8 protein-coding genes are annotated in these 17,924 nt (G+C 71.9%); 3 read left to right on the top strand and 5 right to left on the bottom strand.

What is annotated here, in order from left to right:
* The first annotated feature begins 44 nt into the window (after positions 1-44).
* Both V8690_RS38320 and argB read left to right on the top strand, forming a co-directional pair.
* Positions 45-701 (top strand): isochorismatase family protein, encoded by a 657-nt coding sequence (locus V8690_RS38320; RefSeq protein WP_338784624.1) that lies wholly within the window; start codon positions 45-47, stop codon positions 699-701.
* A gap of 60 nt (positions 702-761) precedes the next feature.
* Positions 762-1,661: an acetylglutamate kinase gene (gene argB / locus V8690_RS38315; RefSeq protein WP_338785616.1), complete on the top strand. Its 900-nt coding sequence runs from the start codon at positions 762-764 to the stop codon at positions 1,659-1,661.
* A gap of 13 nt (positions 1,662-1,674) precedes the next feature.
* Here argB and V8690_RS38310 read toward each other — a convergent pair whose 3' ends face one another.
* From V8690_RS38310 to V8690_RS38300, 3 genes are all read right to left on the bottom strand, one after another.
* Complete coding sequence (locus V8690_RS38310) at positions 1,675-1,902, bottom strand: hypothetical protein (RefSeq protein WP_338784623.1); 228 nt, start codon at positions 1,900-1,902, stop codon at positions 1,675-1,677.
* A 290-nt stretch (positions 1,903-2,192) separates the two neighbouring features.
* Positions 2,193-3,791 (bottom strand): amidohydrolase, encoded by a 1,599-nt coding sequence (locus V8690_RS38305; protein WP_338784622.1) that lies wholly within the window; start codon positions 3,789-3,791, stop codon positions 2,193-2,195.
* A gap of 6 nt (positions 3,792-3,797) precedes the next feature.
* Positions 3,798-4,010: an MbtH family protein gene (locus V8690_RS38300; protein WP_338784621.1), complete on the bottom strand. Its 213-nt coding sequence runs from the start codon at positions 4,008-4,010 to the stop codon at positions 3,798-3,800.
* 91 nt (positions 4,011-4,101) lie between these two features.
* On the opposite strand from V8690_RS38300, the gene V8690_RS38295 reads away from it, so the two are divergent.
* Positions 4,102-5,199, top strand: coding sequence for an alpha/beta hydrolase-fold protein (locus V8690_RS38295; RefSeq protein WP_338784620.1), 1,098 nt, complete (start codon positions 4,102-4,104; stop codon positions 5,197-5,199).
* A gap of 71 nt (positions 5,200-5,270) precedes the next feature.
* Here V8690_RS38295 and V8690_RS38290 read toward each other — a convergent pair whose 3' ends face one another.
* Positions 5,271-6,971 (bottom strand): ABC transporter ATP-binding protein, encoded by a 1,701-nt coding sequence (locus V8690_RS38290; protein WP_338784619.1) that lies wholly within the window; start codon positions 6,969-6,971, stop codon positions 5,271-5,273.
* Entirely contained in the window at positions 6,958-17,898 is a 10,941-nt protein-coding gene (locus tag V8690_RS38285) for an amino acid adenylation domain-containing protein (RefSeq protein ID WP_338784618.1), read from the bottom strand. Before V8690_RS38285 ends, V8690_RS38290 begins: the two co-directional genes overlap by 14 nt.
* Between the last annotated feature and the right edge of the window lie 26 nt (positions 17,899-17,924).

The raw sequence follows: 17,924 nt of genomic DNA, 5'->3' as shown, positions 1-17,924 counted from the left end.
TGAGTTCGGATCCGTGCGGTGTGTCATCTGGGGAGGGAACCGCCGTGGGCTTGCCGACCATCGACTCGTACCCGATGCCGGATCGTTCCTGCCTCCCCCGCACGCGCGTCTCCTGGAGGATCGATCCGGCACGCGCCGCGTTGCTGGTCCACGACATGCAGAACCACTTCGTCGGGGCGTTCCCGGCGGGGCGCCCGCCGGTGGTGGAGCTCGTCGACAACATCGTGGCGCTGCGCGAACTCGCCGACGCGCTGGGCCTGCCGGTCGTCTTCAGCGCGGAGCCGGCCGGTCAGCCGCCGGGCACGCGGGGTCTGGTCGCCGACATGTGGGGGCCGGGCATCGGGGACGAGCCGGATGCGGCCGCGATCATCGCGCCCCTCAGGCCCCGCCCCGGCGAGCACCTGCTGGCCAATGTGCGGCACAACGCCTTCCTGCGCAGCCATCTCGGCAGACTGCTGCGCTCCAAGGGCCGCGACCAGCTGATCATCTGCGGGGTGCACGCCCACCTCGGCGTCCTGCTGACGGCGGCGGACGCCTTCATGAACGACATCCAGCCGTTCGTCGTCGCCGACGCGGTGGCCGACATCTCCGCCGAGGAACACTCCCTGGCCCTTCGATGGGCCGCGCGCAGCGGCGTGGTCTGTACGACGGACTCCCTGCTGCGCGGCCTGCTCCTCCACAAGGAGCGGCGGAACGCGTGACGACGCCCCCCTGTCCGCCCGAAGTCCCGGGCCTGCCATGAACGGAGTGACTCCGTGAGCGTGACCCGAGCCGACCAGGTCGCGACCCGCTCCCCAGAGGAACTCCACCCGCCGGACGAGCTCAGGGGCAGCACGGTCGTCGTCAAGTACGGCGGCCACGCCATGGTGGACCCCGGCCGCCAGCAGGCGTTCGCCCACGACGTCGTGGAGCTGTGGCGCTCGGGCCTGCGCCCGGTCGTCGTGCACGGCGGCGGACCGCAGATCAGCGCGATGCTCGACCGCCTCGGCCTGGAGACCCGTTTCGAGGCGGGCCTCAGGGTCACCACCCCGGAGACCATGGATGTGGTGCGCATGGTGCTGACCGGGCGGGTCCAGCGGGAGCTGGTCGGCCACATCAACGCCCATGGCCCCCTCGCCGTGGGGATGACGGGCGAGGACGCGCACACGATGACGGCCGTACGGCGGCCGGTCTGGGTGGACGGCCGGGCGGTGGACATCGGTCTGGTCGGCGATGTCGTCGACGTGAACCCGCGCGCGGTGCGCACACTCCTGGAGCAGGGGCACATCCCCGTGGTCTCCCCCGTGGCCCGCGGTGAGGACGCTCAGGTCTACAACGTGAACGCCGATCTGGCGGCGTCGGCCCTGGCCGTGGCCCTCGACGCCGCCCGTCTGGTGGTGCTCACCGACGTGGCGGGACTGTACGCCGACTGGCCGCACAGCACCGAGGTGATCGAGCGCCTGACAGCCGGGGAACTGTCCGCGCTGCTGCCGGGGCTGGCGGCCGGGATGCTGCCGAAGATGGAGGGCTGCCTGCGGGCCGTCCGCGGCGGGGTGTGCAGGGCGCACGTGCTCGACGGCCGTGTGCCGCACGCACTGCTGCGGGGCGTGCTCGGCCGGAACAGTCCCGGCACGACGGTGTTTCCGGAGCAGGGCCCGGGCGCCGGGGCGAGCTCCGCCTGAGGGGCCGACGCCGTCACAGGGTTCGCGCGAGAACGCGCGCGTTGCGGCGCGGGTCCAGGGACGTCACCCAGGCCGGAGGTGCGAGGCACACGCCGGCCGGGGCGAAACCGTGCCCCAGGAAGAGGCTGCCACTGCCGACCGTCGCGGTGAACAAGGAGCCCACCGACTGGGCGCGCGCCCTGGCCGGCACGGCACGCAGCAGCCGGCCTCCCAGTCCGCCGCCCTGCCGGTGCCGGGCCACGCAGAGGGTGTAGAACGCCCGCGGGACCGCGGCTTCCCTCCGCGTCGACCGTGTGTACGCGCAGGGCCAGGCAGCCCTCCAAGGCGCCGTCGGGTCCCTCGGCCGCGAGGAAGTCGGCGGCGTGGGCGGCTTAGAGAGAGACGGGGCGCCCGCGTAACGCCCCCGAGTGCACGAAGGGTTGGGACAGGACGGCGAGTGCGGCGGCGTCTTCGGGGCGGGCGGGGCGTACGACGGAGGTCGCTGTGAGAATGGCGCGCGGCAACGGCGCTGCGGTGCGCGGCTGACCGTGCTCAATGCTTCCCTCTTCCGCTCTCGGGTCCGCCGTCGCGTCGATCGCGACCGTCGACGTACGTCGCCACCACCTCGATGTCGCCGATGCGGGAGGTGTCGACGCGCCGCGGGTCGTCGCCGAGCACGACCAGGTCGGCGCGCTTGCCCGGGGAGAGGCTGCCGACGCTGTCCTCCCAGTGGCAGGCGTAGGCCCCGGCGACGGTGTAGGCGCGCAGCGCCTCGTCCACGGTGATGCCCTCGTCCGGGCCGATCACCTGGCCGGATTCGGAGGCGCGCTCGACCATGAACTGCACGGCCCGCAGCGGGGATCCGTCGGTGACCGGCCGGTCGGAGCTGCCGACGAGGGTGATGCCGTGGTCCAGGAATCCCTTGCCCCGGTACAGCCACGGCGCCCGCTCCTCACCCATGATCGCCGCGTAGTCGTCGCCGAAGTAGCGCAGGAAGTTGGGCTGGACGACCGCGCTCACGCCGAGCCGCGCGAAGCGCGAGAGCTGGTCGGGGCGGATGAGGCCCGCGTGTTCGATGCGGTGCCGGACGCCGTGGCGCGGGCGAAGGCGCTGGGCCTGTTCCAGCCCGTCGAGGGCGATGCCGGCCGCGCGGTCGCCGATGGCGTGCACGGCGAGCTGCCAGCCGGCGAGATGACCGGCCACGATCGTCTCGGTGAGCGTCTCCGGGTCGTCCTGCAACTGGCCCGTGTGGTCCAGCCCTTGGTACGGGCTGCTCAGCGCGGCGGTACGGGCCATCATGCCGCCGTCGGTGTAGATCTTCAGGGCGCCGACGGAGAGCCAGTCGTCGCCGAAGCCCGTGCGCAGGCCGAGGTCGAGGGCCCTGGGGATGCCGTCGGACTCGTGCGCGGCGACGGGCCGCAGCCGGTCAGCGGCGACCATGAGCTGTACCCGTAGCGGCAACAGGCCCTTGTCACGGGCGAGTTGGTAGGCACCGAGTTCGACCGGGCTGTGGCCGAAGAGGGTGCCGCCGATGCCGGCCTCGGCGCAGGCGGTGACGCCTTCGGAGACGCAGGTCCGGGCGGCGCGTCCGATCGCCTCGGCGAGTTCCTCCTGGGAGTACGGCAGGCGCAGTGCGCGGGCGGCGCCCATCGCGCCCTCGGCGAGGAAGCCGTTCTCGTGCGGGACACCGGCGGGGAGCAGGTCCAGGACGGCGGTGTTGACGACGCAGCCGTGCCCGGAGTCGTGCAGCACGAACACCTTGTGGCCGTGGCTCGCCCGGTCCAGCTCGGCGGCGGTCAGATGGCGGCCCAGGGGCCGCTGGTCGTAGCCGGCGATGCTCACCCAGGCGCCGGGCGATCGCGTCCGGAGGGCGGCTTGCTCCACGACGGCCAGCACGTCGTCGATCCGAGTGCGGCCCGCGATGCTCGGCGTGTTCTGCTTGAAGCCGGTCCAGGCCAGGTGCACATGGGCGTCGATGAACCCGGGCAGCACGGTGGCGCCCTGAAGGTCGATCACCTCCCGTGCGGGCAACGAGGTCACGGCCTCGTCCAGGCCGACGATCCGGCCTTTCCAGATGCCCAGGTCGTGGGCGACGGGGTGGGCCGGATCCATGGTGACGAAACGGGCGTTCGTCAGTCTGGTGCAGAGCATCGAGTGTCAGGCGTCCATGGACTCGGCGAGCGAACGGGGGCGCAGATCCGTCCAGTTGGCCTCGACGTACTCCAGGCAGGCCTCCCGGGTGTTCTCCTCGAAGGCGATCGTCCAGCCCCCGGGCACGGCCGCGAAGGACGGCCAGAGCGAGTGCTGTCCCTCCTCGTTCACCAGGACGAGGAAACGGCCGTCGGCGTCGTCGAAGGGGTTGGTGCTCATATGCCGGTGCCTCCTATGGAAATTAGGTTAGGCTCGCCTAATCGCAAGTGAGCTTAGCCTTCTCGCTTCCCGCTCCACAAGGAGACGTTCCATGAGGTTGGTGGGGCACGACACGTTCGCCGCGTTCGGACTGCCCGGCACACCCGGCACCGACGCGTTCTGGGCGGCCGCGCGGACACCCGCGTCGATACCCGACGGCGACGGCTGGGTGACCCTCTTCCTGTGGCGTGGGTCCGATGCGGCGAGCATCGACTTCGAGAGCTGGTCCGAGCCGGTGCAGCTGGGCCGGTTCGGCGATACGGACTGCTGGTACGCCGAGGTGCGCATGCCCGCGCGGTTGCGGGTGACGTACCAGTTCCGCGTGGGCGAGGACGTGTACGCCGATCCGTTCAACCCGGTCGGGGCGGGCGGTGACCGGTCCATCGCCGCGACGCCGGACGCGCCGGCCCAGCCGCACTGGCCCGCTGTCGGCGCCGACGACGTGCTGCCCCTCCCCCGCGCCCGGATCCGCTGGGCGAGTGAACGGCTGGGCGGGCGGCGGACCGTGCGTGTCCATCCTGCGGGCGGTGGCGGGCCGGTGGTCCTGCTGCTCGACGGGGACGACTGGCTGTATCTGCACCCGGCCATGACCGCGTTCGACTCGGCGGTCGCCGGGGGTGAGACGCCGCCGGTCACCCTTGTCTTCCTGCCGGCCACGGACAGGGAGGCCGAGTTCGCGTGCCGGCCGGAGCTGTGGGAGGCGGTACGGGACGAACTGCTGCCGCTGGTGGCGGAGTCGGGGGTGAATGCCGAGCCCGACCGGCTGGTGGTCGCCGGGCAGAGCCTCGGTGGGCTGAGCGCGATGTACGCGGCGCTGGAGTTTCCGGAACTGGTGTCGCGTGTGGCGTGTCAGTCGGGGTCGTTCTGGTGGACGTCCGATGCTATGGGGGCGGCGGACCCGTTGGCGGGTCCGGTGGGTGGTGCGATCGCCGCGCGGCTGCGGGAGGGGGCGGATCTGTCGGGGCTGCGGGTCGCGTTCGATGTGGGGGAGCATGAAACGCGGATGCTGCCGCATGGTGAGGCGGTGGAGGCCTTGGCCGGGCAGGCCGGGGCGACCGTGCGGATTTCGCGGTCGGCCTCCGGCCATGATCGGGCGGGGTGGAGACATGCACTGGTCAGGGATGTCGGCTGGGCGTTGGGGGCAGGGTAGTCGTCTGCGGGGCGGTGGGGGCTGGTCGCGCCCGCGCGGCGGAGCCGCACATCGAGTCAGCCCCGCGCCCCTTATCGCGCCACCGCCGAGCAGTAGTTCTCGTCCGTCGCCAGTAGGTTCCGGTGCGTGTCCTCGGCCGTGACGACGCCGTCGTCCAGGACGAGGACCCGGTCGGCGGCGTCCAGGAGGGCCGGGCTGCTGGTGAGGACGATGGTGGTGCGGCCCCGGCGCAGCTTCGCGACGTTGCGTGCGATGAGCTGTTCCGTGACCGCGTCGACGGCCGTCGTCGGATCGTGCAGCACGAGGACGGCGCTGTCGGCGGCCAGTGCGCGGGCCAGGGAGAGCCGTTGGCGCTGTCCCCCGGAAAGGTTCGCGCCGCGGTCGCGGACGCCGTAGTCGAGGCCTTCGCGGTGGAGGGCGACGACGTCGGTCAGCATGGACGCCTCGACGGCCTCGGGGAGCGTGCGGCTGGTGCCCGACGGGTCGATGTTCGAGCGGAGCGTTCCCGCGAAGATCTCCGCGTCGCAGGGGTTCACCAGCATGTGCTCGCGGACCGCCTCGACCGACAGGTCCGCGAGGTCCTGCCCGCCGATCCGCACCGTTCCCTCGTACGCGCCGGGCGGGACGTTCAGGGCCAGGATCGACGCGAGGTCGGCCGCCGCGCGCGGCTGGTAGGCGGCGATCGCCACGAACTCCCCTGCGGACACCTGGAACTTCAGCTTGCGCAGGGTTCCGTACCGGACGCAGTCGATCTCCACGTCCGCGCTCTCGGCCGGGCGTTCGGACCCCGGCGTCATCACGGGTGGCGCGGTCAGCACCAGCGCCATGCGCTCGGCCGAGGCGCGCGCCATCATCACGTACTTGGGCATCTCCGAGAACAGCTTGAGCGGTTCCATGATGAACTGCGCCAGGCCCACGGCCATGACGAGTTCGCCGATGCTGATCCGGCCGTCGAACGCCAGCCAGCCCGCCATCAGCGTCACAGCGCCGGCGAGGACCGCGTTGAGGGCCAGCGCGGTGCCCGCGTAGGCGCCGTTCACCTTGGCGACGGTGATCGCCTGGGCCTTCGCCTCCGTGCTGACCTTCCGATAGGAGCGGAACGCCGCGTGGTTGCCGCCGAAGCCGTGCAGCGGGCGCAGGCCGGTGATCAGGTCGGCGACCTTCGCGCCCGCCCGCGCCACCCGGGCCTGCTGTTCCTGGGTGCTGGTGCCGATCCGCTTGGACAGCACGCTCAGGCACGACAGGATCGCGACGGTTCCCACGATCACCAGCAGGCCGAGCCGGATGTCGGCCAGGCCCAGCGCGACCGCCGCGACGACCACCGCGACCAGCGAGCTGACCAGCAGCGGCACCACCTCGATGATGTCGGCGGTCTGGTCGGCGTCCTCGGTGGCGATGGTCAGCACCTCGCCGGACTTGAGGTCCACGTCCCTGGCCACCGGCTGGAGCCCGCAGGCGGCGACCTTCACGCGCCAGCGGTGCGCCTCCGTCGTGTTGGCCTTCTGAAGGATGCGCATCCCGAACCGCCACGACAGCGACACGGTCGTGATGATCACGGCCAGTACGGCGATCGAGAGGCCGAGCGCGCCGAGGCTGCGATCACGCATCGTGTGCTCGACGATCAGGCCGAGCGCGATGGGGAAGGCCGTCTCGCCCGCCTGGTACATGCCCATGAGGGCGGTGCCGCCGGCCATGGCGCCGACGTTGCGGCGCAGTGCGGTGCGGAGGATGTCGGACCCCGAGCGGGGCCGCTGCGTGTCAGGAGTTGTCATCGAGGTGGCGGGCAATCGCTTCCGGGGTGCGCAGGGTGAACAGATCACGGATCGTGATCACGGGACCGTACTCGCGGCGGAGCAGCCCGATCAGCCGCACCGCCAGCATGGAGTGTCCTCCGAGGGACACGAAGTCGCTCACCGCGCTCACCTCGTCGTCGTCCAGGTCCAGTGCCTCGGCGAAGTACTCGCACACCACGGTCTCGGTCTCGGTCTCGGGTCCCCGCTCCCCCACCGTGGTCAGGGCGCCCAGCGGCTTGGCCTCCGGCAGCGCCTTGGTGTCAGCCTTCCCGTTCACCGTCAGCGGGATGCTGTCGACCTGGGCGTAGTGGGTGGGGCGCAGGAAGTCCGGCAGTCCGGCGCCCACGTCGGCGGCCACCGTCGCCAACTCCGCTCCGTCCAGCACCAGATAGGCGGCCAGCCGGTACGAGCCGTCGACCTGCGGGTCGGGCTGGGCGACCGCGGCGACGAACCGCACCGCCGGGTGTGCCGCGAACGCGGCTTCCGCCTCGCCGAGTTCGACGCGGTGCCCGCGGATCTTGACCTGCTGATCGGTGCGTCCCAGGTACATCAGGTTGCCGTCGGGCCGGCGGACCACCAGGTCCCCGGTGCGGTACATGCGCTCGCCGGGTTCCCCGAAGGGGCAGGCGACGAAGCGGTGCGCGGTCTGGGCGGGCTGCCCGAGGTAGCCGCGCGCGATGCCGATGCCCGACACGTACAGCTCACCGGGGACGCCGTCCGGCAGGGGGCGCAGCCACGGGTCCAGGACGTACACGTCGGTGTTGTCGATCGCCACGCCCACCACGGGGTCCTGGCACTCGAAGGTGCCGATGCCGAGGGTGTTGATGGTGTACTCGGTGGGCCCGTAGAGGTTGTAGCCGACCGTTCCGCCGGTCTCGGAGAGCCGCTGCCACAGTGTCGGGGTGACGGCCTCGCCGCCGAGCAGCACCAGCGGCGGCCGGCGTTCGGGGTGGTCGAGCAGGCCCTCGGCCACCAGCTGCTGTGCGTAGGTCGGGGTGACGTTGACGACGTCGATCGCGTGTTCCAGGCAGTACTCGACCAGCCGGGGCGCGTCGCGGCGCAACTCCTCGTCGCAGACGTGCACTTCATGCCCGTCGGCGAGCCACAGCAGCTCCTCCCATGACATGTCGAACGCGAAGGACACGGTGTGTGCGATCCGGAAGATCCGGTGGCCGTGCTCCGCCAGCACCGGCTCGAAGATCCGGCGCTGGTGGTTGATCAGCATGTTGGTGAGTCCGGCGTACTCGGTCACCACGCCCTTGGGCTTGCCGGTCGATCCCGAGGTGTAGATCGTGTAGGCGGGATGCCGCAGGCGGTCCGGGTCGTCAGGTGCGAACGTCACGTACGGCTCGGCCTCGGGCAGCGGGCGGTCCAGCTCGACCAGGTCGCCGTCCAGCGAGGCCAGCCGCGGCGACACCGCGCTCACGGTGAGGATCACCTCCGGGCGGGCGTCCTCGACGATCGCGGCGATCCGCTCGTCCGGGTGGTCCAGTTCCAGCGGCACGTACGCGGCGCCGACCCGCAGCACGGCGAACAGCGCCACGATCGAGTCGAGGGAGCGCGGGATCGCGAGACCCACGTTCGTCTCGGGGCCGATGCCCCGCCGGGCGAGCACACCCGCCACCGCGCGGCTGCGGTCCCGGAGTTCGGCGAACGTCATCCTCGAACCGTGGGCGACGAGCGCGACCCGCTCCGGCGCGCGGTCCGCCGCCTGGTCGAACCGGTCGACGACGGTGTCCGTGCCGACGTCCGTGCGTTCGCACCGCGAGGGCGCCGGCCCCAGACCCCGCAACGCACCCACCGGGCCGGACGATGGGGCCAGGTCCTCCAGCACGCGCAGGTAGTCGCCGAGGAGGCGACGGGCGTTCCCGGTGTCCTGGTCGCGGTACTCCAGCTTGACGGTGAGCCGGTCGCCGGGCGTGACGACCCAGGTGAACGGATAGTGGGTGGAGTCGTCGGCCTGCACAGAGGTGATGCCGTGCCGGGCGTTCATCTCGGCGAACGCGTCCATGTCCAGGAAGTTCTGGAGCACGAACAGGTTGTCGAACAGGGTGCCGTGCCCACTGGCCCGCTGGATCTCGCCGAGCCCCAGGTGCTCGTGCTCCATCGCCTCGACCCTGGCGGCCTGCACGGCCGAGAGGTAGTCGCGGACCGTGTCGTCCGGCCGGGGCCGCGTCCACATGGGCACGGTGTTGAGCAGCACGCCCACGATGTCGGACAGTCCCTCGCCCTCCCGGCCGGAGACGGTCACGCCGAACACGGCGTCACTGCGGCCCGTGCGGGCGCCGAGGAGAAGGCCGAAGGCTCCGGTCAGCACGGAGTTCAGGGTGACGCCGTGCGTCCGGGCCGCTTCCCGCAGCAGGTCGGACTGCTCGGCGGACAGCGTGTGCACGAGCGCGCGCGGCAGGTCGGCCGAGAAGGACGGCGCCGGTCCGGCGAGCAGTGTGGGGCCGGGGAGGCCGGCGAGGTGCTCCGCCCAGAAACGTTCCGAGGCGGTGGAGTCCTTGGCGGCGAGCGCCCGGGCGTAGTCCTCGAAGCTCGGTGTGGCCGGGACCGCGTCGAGGGGCTCGCCCGCGACGGCGGCCTCGTAGGCGTCGAACAGGTCCCGCAGCATGATCTCGCGGGACCAGCCGTCCCACAGCAGCAGGTGGTAGCTGAGCAGCAGGCCGTCGCGGTCGTCGGGCAGGCGCACCACTGTCAGCCGGATCAGCGGTGGCTCGCCCGGGTCGAACCCCGTGTCGCGGTCCCGGGCCCGCAGGGCGTCGACCTCGGCGTCCGTCGACAGCTCGATCGTGCGGACGTCGACCCGCCGGCCGGCCTTGAGTACCTGGACCGGGTTGCCGTCGGAGTCGGTCGTGAAGCCGGCGCCCACGACCGGGTGCCGGGTGATCACGTACGCCATCGCCTCGGCCAGCGCGCCGGTGTCCAGGCGCCGGTCGAACGTGAACCAGCTCTGCGCCACGTAGTGCCCGGCCGCGCCCGCCATCTGGGCCTGGAAGAACAGGCCCCGCTGGAGCGGGGTGACCGGTGCGGTGCGCTCGGCCCTGGTGGCGGCGTCCGCGATGCGCTGGAGTGCGCCGCGCCAGTGCTCGGTGAACTCGTCGGGGACGCCCTCGGCGAGAGTGAAGGCCGTGTGCAGGCTTCCGGTGGCCTCGTCGAGCCAGGCGTTGACCTCGACGGCGTACGGGCTGCCCTGGTCGCCGCCGGTGAGGTGCACCGCCTGGGACTCGCTGCCCCGGCCTAGGTAGTTGAACAGCACCTGGGGACGGGCGGTGTTGAGCAGTGGGGCCGTCTGCGGGTTGAGATACCTGAGCTGTCCGTAGGCGACGTGGGCGCGCTCGTCCGGCTGGCGTTCGGCGACTTCGCGTGCGGCTGCGACGGGGTCGGTGTGCGCGGTGAGCCGTACGGGCGCGATGGAGGTGAACCAGCCGACCGTACGGGTGTAGTCGTGCTGTTCGAGCACCGGGCCCCGGCCGTGCCGCTCCAGGTCGATCGCGAGGTCGGTGGGCGAGGGCTGGATGTGGGTCAGCGCGGTGCGCAGGGCTCCGCACAGCAACTCGGTGAGGCCGATGCCGAGTGCCGCGGGGGCGGTGCGTGTCAGGCGGTCGCTCGTTTCGGGCGGGAGTACGACCGTGGTCTCCCGCAGTCCCTCGACGGCGGGGAGCAGCGGGGGCGCCTGGAGCGTGGTGAGCCAGTGCCCGAGGCCGTCGATCGCCTGGGCGGACCCGAGGGCCAGTGCTTCGGCGTACTCGGCGTACGACGTCGTCGGTGCGGCCAGGGCCTCCCCGCGCAGGGCGGCGGCCAGGTCGTCCAGCAGGATCAGCCAGGACACCGAGTCGACGGCGAGGTGGTGCACGGTGACGACCAGGGTCCGGCTCGCCTCCAGCCACGCGAAGGCGATGACGTCCCCGGCCTCGGGGTCGAGCCGCCCGGCGGCCTCGTTCGCGACGGCCGTCGCGTCGGTGGTGTCCGGGCGCAGGACGGTGATGTCGCGGGCGGGTTCGGTGCGGAGGGTCCACACTCCGTGTTGGGTGTGGAGCCGCAGGCGCAGGGTCGGGTGTGCGGCGACTACGGCGTTGGCCGCGCGCTGGGCGTCCGCGAAGCCGGTCCCTTCGGGTGCCTGGAGGGTCCTGGCCTGGGCGAAGCGGGTGAGGGAGCCGCCGAGTCCGCGCTGCCGGAGGATGATCGGCGTGGGGCTGAGCGGGCCGTCCTCGCGGTGGGTGGAAACGGCCGCCTGAGGTGTGCTCGTCGCCAGGTGCTCGGCGAGCGCGCGGGGGGTCTTGTGCAGGAACACGTCCCGGGGGGCTATGGGCAGGCCGAGTGCCCGGGCACGGTTGACGACCGTGATGGCGATGATGCTGTCGCCTCCGGCGTGGAAGAAGTCGGTGTCGGCGGTCACGTCCGAGCCGGGCAGCGTCTCTGTGAAGATCTTGGTGAGTGCGGCCATCGCGGTGGTTTCGTCCGCGGGTGCGTCGTGGCTTGTCGCGCCCCGCGGCGGAGCCGCACATTGAGACAGCCCCGCGCCCCTGAGGGCGCGTTCCACCAGTGCCTTCCGATCCAGCTTGCCGTTCACCGTCAGAGGCAGTGCTTCAACCGGCATCACCCGGCCCGGGACCATGTGCCCGGGCAGCTTCGCGGCCAGTTGCTCGGCGAAGTCCCCCGGCACCCGGCCCACCACGTGCGCCACCAGGTGATCACCGCTGTCCGCCACCGTCACGGCCACGTCGATCACGCCGTCGAGTTCCCGGATCGCGGACTCCACCTCGCCCAGCTCGACGCGGAAGCCCTTGAGCTGGACCTGGTCGTCGGCGCGGCCGACGAACTCCAGCTCGCCGTCGAGGGTGCGGCGGGCGAGGTCACCCGTGTGGTACATGCGGGAGCCGTCCCCGGCGAAGGGGTTCGCCACGAACCGGCCCGCGGTGAGCCCGGGCCTGCCCAGGTAGCCGAGGGACACCTGGTCGCCGGCGACGTAGATGGCGCCCACCCGGCCCGGCGGCACCGGCCGGAGCCGGTCGTCGAGAAGGTAGGTGACCAGGCCGGGGATCGGACCGCCGATCGGGCTGACCCAGTCGCCCGGGCCGAAGTCCTCGTCCGTCAGCACCCGGTGGGTGACGTGCACGGTGGTCTCTGTGATGCCGTACATGTTGACCAGCTCGGGCGAGCCGGTGCCGTGCCGTTCGACCCAGCCGCGCAGCCGCCCGAGGTCCAGCGCCTCACCGCCGAAGATGATGCGGCGCAGGGCGGGCAGGGGCTCGCCGGCGTGCCGGTCGGCCTCGATGAACTGGTAGAAGGCGGACGGCGTCTGGTTGAGCACGGTCACCCCGCGCTCGCGGACCAGCCGGTGGAAGTCGACCGGGGAACGGGTGAGCCCGTACTCCGGCACCAGCAGCTCACCGCCGTATGCCAGCGCGCCCCACAACTCCCAGACCGCGAAGTCGAAGGAGAAGGAGTGGAACTGGACCCAGACGTCGTGCGGGCCGAAGTCCATGTCGGGCCGGGTGTGGGCGAGCAGCGTCACCACGCTGGAGTGCGGGACGACGACGCCCTTGGGGCGGCCGGTCGATCCGGACGTGTAGATCACGTATGCGGGGTCGTGCCAACTGGCCCCGGGACCGGGCTCGGTGGTGGCCTGCGGCAGCTCGTCGTCCTGCACGAGCACGCGGGCCTGCACGCCCGTCCGGGCCAGGAGTTCCGTGAAGCGGTCGCGCTGCTCGCTGTCCACGAGGACGACCCGAGGCGCGGCGTCGGCGAGGATGTACTCGAGCCGTTCGTCCGGGTACGCCAGGTCCAGCGGTACGTACGCGCCGCCCGCTGCGACGATCGCGACCAGGGCGACGACCTGCTCGACGGACCGCGGGACGGCGACGGCGACCCGCCGGCCGGGGCCGACACCGGCCGCGCGCAGAGCCGAGGCCAACTGCTCCTTGGCCTCCGTCAGTTCGCCGTACGTCAGGGACCGGGTGCCGCCGTCGAGCCGGCACTGGGTGACGGCGGTGGCGGCCGGGTCGCGTCGCGCGGCGGCGTCGAACAGGGCGCCCAGGGTCGTCGGAGTGATGTGTGCGGGACGCCGGTCGCCCTCGGACGCCAGGTCGTCGACCAGGGTGTCCGGCCGGGTGAGCAGGGCGGTGAGGGTCGAGGTGAACGTGCGCAGGATCGACTGGGCGGTCGTCTCCCGCAGCAGTTCGCCGTCGTAGATCAGGTTGAAGCGCGGGCGGCCGTCGAGTGCGCGTTCCACCACCAGGGTCAACGGGTAGTGCGGTGCGCCCTCGTTGACGAGATCGGTGACGACCAGCGTGTCGCCGGGCCGCCGCAGTCCGTCCACGTCGGTCGCGACGTCGAACACCACCAGGGTGTCGAACAGGGAGCCGGCATCGGCCTGACGGCCGATCCTGGCCAGCGAGACGTGCTGGTGCGGCATGACCGCGCCCTGGTGTTCCCGCACCGAGGCGAGCAGGTCCCGCGCGGTGGTGGGACCGGTCCAACGGGCGCGTACGGGGATCGTGTTGATGAACAGACCCACCATGTCCTCGATGCCGGGCACGTCCGCGTCGCGGCCGGACACCGTTGAGCCGAACACCACGTCCCTGCCGTGCAGGATGCCGCCCAGCGTCACCGCCCAGGCGCTGTGCACGGCCACGCTCAGCGGCACGCCGGCCGACCGGGCGGCCGCGTCGATGTCGTGCTCCGGCCGCACGGCGGTGTCGGCGAACCGGTCGGACGGGGTGTGTCCCTCGGCGACCAGCGACGGGCCGGGCAGGTCCGCGAGCTGCTCGCGCCACACCCGGTCGCTCTCGTCGGCGTCACGCCCGGCGAGCCGGCGTACGTAGTCGGAGAAGCCGCCGACCGGGTAGACGGTCCCCGGCGCGTGGTACTCGGCGAGCAGTGCGCGGAGCATCGGCGGCACCGACCAGCCGTCGGCGATGATGTGGTGCACGGTCTGGACGAGGACGTTCCGGCCGGGACCCGAGCGGATGAGGGTGTACCGCGTCAACGGGCCCGTCGCCAGGTCGAATCCGGCGCGGCGGTCCCGCTCGGCCAGGTCGCGTATCTCGGCGTCGTTGATGCCGGGGCGGTCCAGGGTGGTGAAGGGCGCCTCGACGCCGCTGACCAGTACGGAGACCACCCGGCCGTCGGCGAGGGCCACGAACCGGGCGGCCAGGTTCGGGTACAGCGTGAGCAGCCGGGTGGCCGCCGCCGCGAGCCGGTCGGTGTCCACCTCGCCGTTCAGGGTGAGGAGTTGCTGTTCGACGTAGGCGCCGGCCGAGTCGTCGTCGAAGACGGAGTGGAAGTACAGGCCCTCCTGCAACGGCGTGAGCGGCAGGATGTCCCGCAGGGCCGGACCGTCCAGGGCGTCGACGTCGGCCTGTGTCAGCGGCACCAGGGCGAAGTCACTGGGCGAGTGGCCGCCCTGCGGGTCGAGTGCGGCCAGTCCGGCCAGGGCGTCCCGGAAGTACTCGCCGATGGTCGCGATGTCCTCGTCGGTGAACATGCCGTCGGGCCAGGAGATGGTGGTGACCAGGTCATACTCGCCGGTCGGGGCCGGTTCGGCGATCGCGTTGAACTCCAGGGCTCGCGGCAGCCGCATCCGGGGGTCACGCTTTTCCCCCAACTGGCCGGTGGCTTGGGCGAGTTGCCAGTCACCGGGGTCGCCAGCGGCGAAGCGGCCGAGGTAGTTGAAGAGCACCTGCGGTGCGGGCGCGTCGAACTCGGTGTCGGTCAGGTACCGCAGGGCACCGTAGGAGACGCCGTTGTCCGGCACCCGGGCGAGGTCTTCCTTGACCGCCTTGAGGGCGGCGGTCAGGTAGTCGGGTGCGGTGAAGTCGGCCGCCGTGCCGGGGTCGACGGTCACCGGGAAGAGGGTGGTGAACCAGCCGACGGTCCGCGACAGCTCGGGCTCGAAGCCGGCGGAGGCCGCCACGAACTGTCCTTCGCGGCCGTGGCCTTCCAGTTCGATGTGCGCGAAGGTCTGGTCCTGTCCCAGGTCGCGGCGCCACCGGGCGAGCGCGACGGCGAGCCCGGTCAGCAGGACGTCGTTGACGCCAGCGTGGAACTTCGCGGGGGTCTCGCCCAGGATCGCGGCCGTGACCTCCGGGCCGGCCGAGACGGTCCGCAGTCGCTCCGTCGCGACGGTGTCGGCCTCGGACAGCGGGCGCCTGCCCAGCGGCCGGTCCCCTCCCGGCAGGGGGCGCCAGTAGTAGGAACTGTCCGCGTCGAAGGCCGCGCGCTCCAGCAGTTGCGTCCAGCGCCGGAAGGACGTGCCCACCGGGGGCAGCTCGATCGGGGTACCGGAGGTGAACTGCCGCCAGGCCGTGGCCAGGTCGTCCATCAGGATCCGCCAGGACACGCCGTCGATCACCACGTGATGGGCTACCAGGACCAGTTGCCCTGCCGCGCGTCGCCAGACGGCTCGCAGCATCACCCCGTGGTCGGGGTCCAGGGCGTCGGTGGCGAGTGCGACGCACGCATCGAGCGGCCGGTCGCTCTCCTGCCACCCGGCGAGAGTCCCGTCCGGCTCGAGGATGTCGAAGCTCCAGCGGTCCGCGCGCACCAGCCTGGCGCGCAGCATGTCGTGCCTGCGGACCACGGCGGTGAGGATCTCGTCGAGAGCGCCGGCGGTCAGGTCCGGCGGGGTGTTGAGCACGACCGACTGCACGAAGCCGTCGATCGCGTCCGTGGTCTCGCCGAGCCACTGCACGATGGGCGATCCCACGACGGAACCGGTCGCGACATCGCGGTGGTCGACCGTGGAGACGTCCTCCCGGCTCGCGACCGAGGCCAGGGCCCCGACGGTGCCATGGGTGAAGATCTGCCGTGCCGTGACGTAGAGGCCCGCGTCGCGCAGCGCTGTCAGCAGCGAGATCGCCAGGATGCTGTCGCCGCCGAGCTGGAAGAAGTCCTGGTCGACGCCGACCTCTTCGAGTCGCAGCACGGACGCGACGGCCGCGCAGACCGCGCGCTCGTTTTCGGTGGTGGGCCGCAGAAGCGTGCCCGTGCCGATCGTGGGCTCCGGCAGGGCGTTGCGGTCGAGCTTGCCGTTGGCGGTGAGCGGGAACCGAGTCATCACGACGATGTGGGCGGGCACCATGTACTCGACCATGTGCTCGGCGGCCCACGCCTTGACCTCGTCCGCCCTCAGGTCCTCGCTTCCGGCGGCCGGGATGACGTAGCCCACCAGGTAGGTGCCGCCCGCCGCGTTCTTCCGGGCGACGACGCAGGTGTGCCGTACGCGGGGGTGCTCGGCGAGGCCGACCTCGACGTCCTCGATCTCCAGCCTCATACCGCGGATCTTGATCTGGTTGTCGGCGCGGCCGAGGAAGTCCAGCGATCCGTCCGGGGCGAAGCGGGCGAGGTCACCGGTGCGGTAGAGCCGGGAACCGTCGTTCGCGAAGGGGTTGGCGACGAACCGGGAGGCCGTCAGACCGGGCGCGTTGACGTAGCCGCGCCCCAGGAGGAACCCGCCCACGTACAGTTCGCCGCCGACCCCGACGGGGACCGGGCGCAATTCCTCGTCGAGGACGTACAGTTCGGTGTTGGGGTTGGCCTTGCCGATGGAGGTCGACAGCCGTTCCGCCGCTCCCCGGTAGATGACGTGCGAGACGCCGATGGTCGTCTCGGCGGGGCCGTAGCCGTGGTACATGGGGATGTCGAGCTTGGTGCGGAACCGCTCGTACAGCTCCGGGGTCAGCACCTCGCCGCCGCACCACACGTGCCTGAGGCTGTCCAGGCGGCCGGAGTCGCCGGCGATCTCCAGCAGGACGTCCAGCATGGACGACACCAGGTAGGTGAAGGTGACGCGCTGCTCGGCGATCACGCTCAGCAGATGGTGGGGGTCGCGTTCGCCGCCGGGTCGCAGCACCACGAGGCGGGCGCCGGACACCAGCGGCAGGAATATCTCGTTGATGGAGATGTCGAAGGACAACGGCGCCTTGAACAGCGAGGCGTCGTCGTGGCCGAAGCCCAGGATCTCGTTCACCTGCCACAGCAGGCGCTCGCTGATCGCCTCGTGCCGGATCATGGCGCCCTTGGGCCGTCCGGTCGAGCCCGACGTGAAGATCACGTAGGCGAGGGCGTCGCCGTGGACGGTGACGCCGGTCCCCTCGGTGGGGTGGGAGCCGTAGCGCCAGTCGTCGAGGTCGACGGCCACGGCCGGAGGTTCGGCCGGGTCGTGCTCGCCCGAGTCGTTGAGCTGTACGACGACCCGGGCGTCCTCGATGACGACGGCCCGGCGCGCGGCGGGCCACTGCGGATCGAGCGGTACGAAGGCGCAGCCCGCCTGGAGCACGGCGAGGAGCCCGATGACCATGTCGGCGGAGCGGCGCAGCGAGATGCCGACGACCTGTTCGTGGCCGAGGCCGCGTTCGATCAAGTGGTGGGCCAGTTGACTGGCGTGTTCAGCTGCTTGACGGTAGGTCAGCGATCGGTGCTCGTCGACGACGGCGACGGCGTCCGGCCTGGTCCGTGCCTGTTCGCGGAACATCTCGACGATGGCCGGGCGGATCCGGTCGGCCTCGGTGTCGTTCCAGCGGGCCAGGACGTCCAGCCTCGCGGCCACGCTGGACGGACCGATGGTGCCGAGGGGCCGGTCCGGGAAGTCGGCCAGATCGTCCAGCGCGAGCTGCGCGTCGGCCGGCGCGACACCGTCGGGGACGGTGATGCTGCGGCCGTCCGCGCCGACCTCCCAGTCACCGGGCCCGGCCCCGCCGTTGTCGACCCAGCCGAGGACGTCGGCGAACAGGGTGCCGGGGGTGAGGTCGATGCCGTCGGGACTCCGGCCCGTCGTCCAGTACGACAGCCCGATGGCGCACGCTTCGGTGATGGTCCTGTCGGAGTGGTCGCCGGTCCGGCGGCGTACCTCGGCCAGGCGTGCCGGAGAAAGCCGTACGAGACGAGCGCTCGGTTCCATCATCGAAGACTCAGCACCCTTTCAAGGAA

Source organism: Streptomyces sp. DG1A-41, assembly GCF_037055355.1.
GTDB lineage: Bacteria > Actinomycetota > Actinomycetes > Streptomycetales > Streptomycetaceae > Streptomyces.
This window is presented reverse-complemented; position numbering and strand designations above follow the sequence as displayed.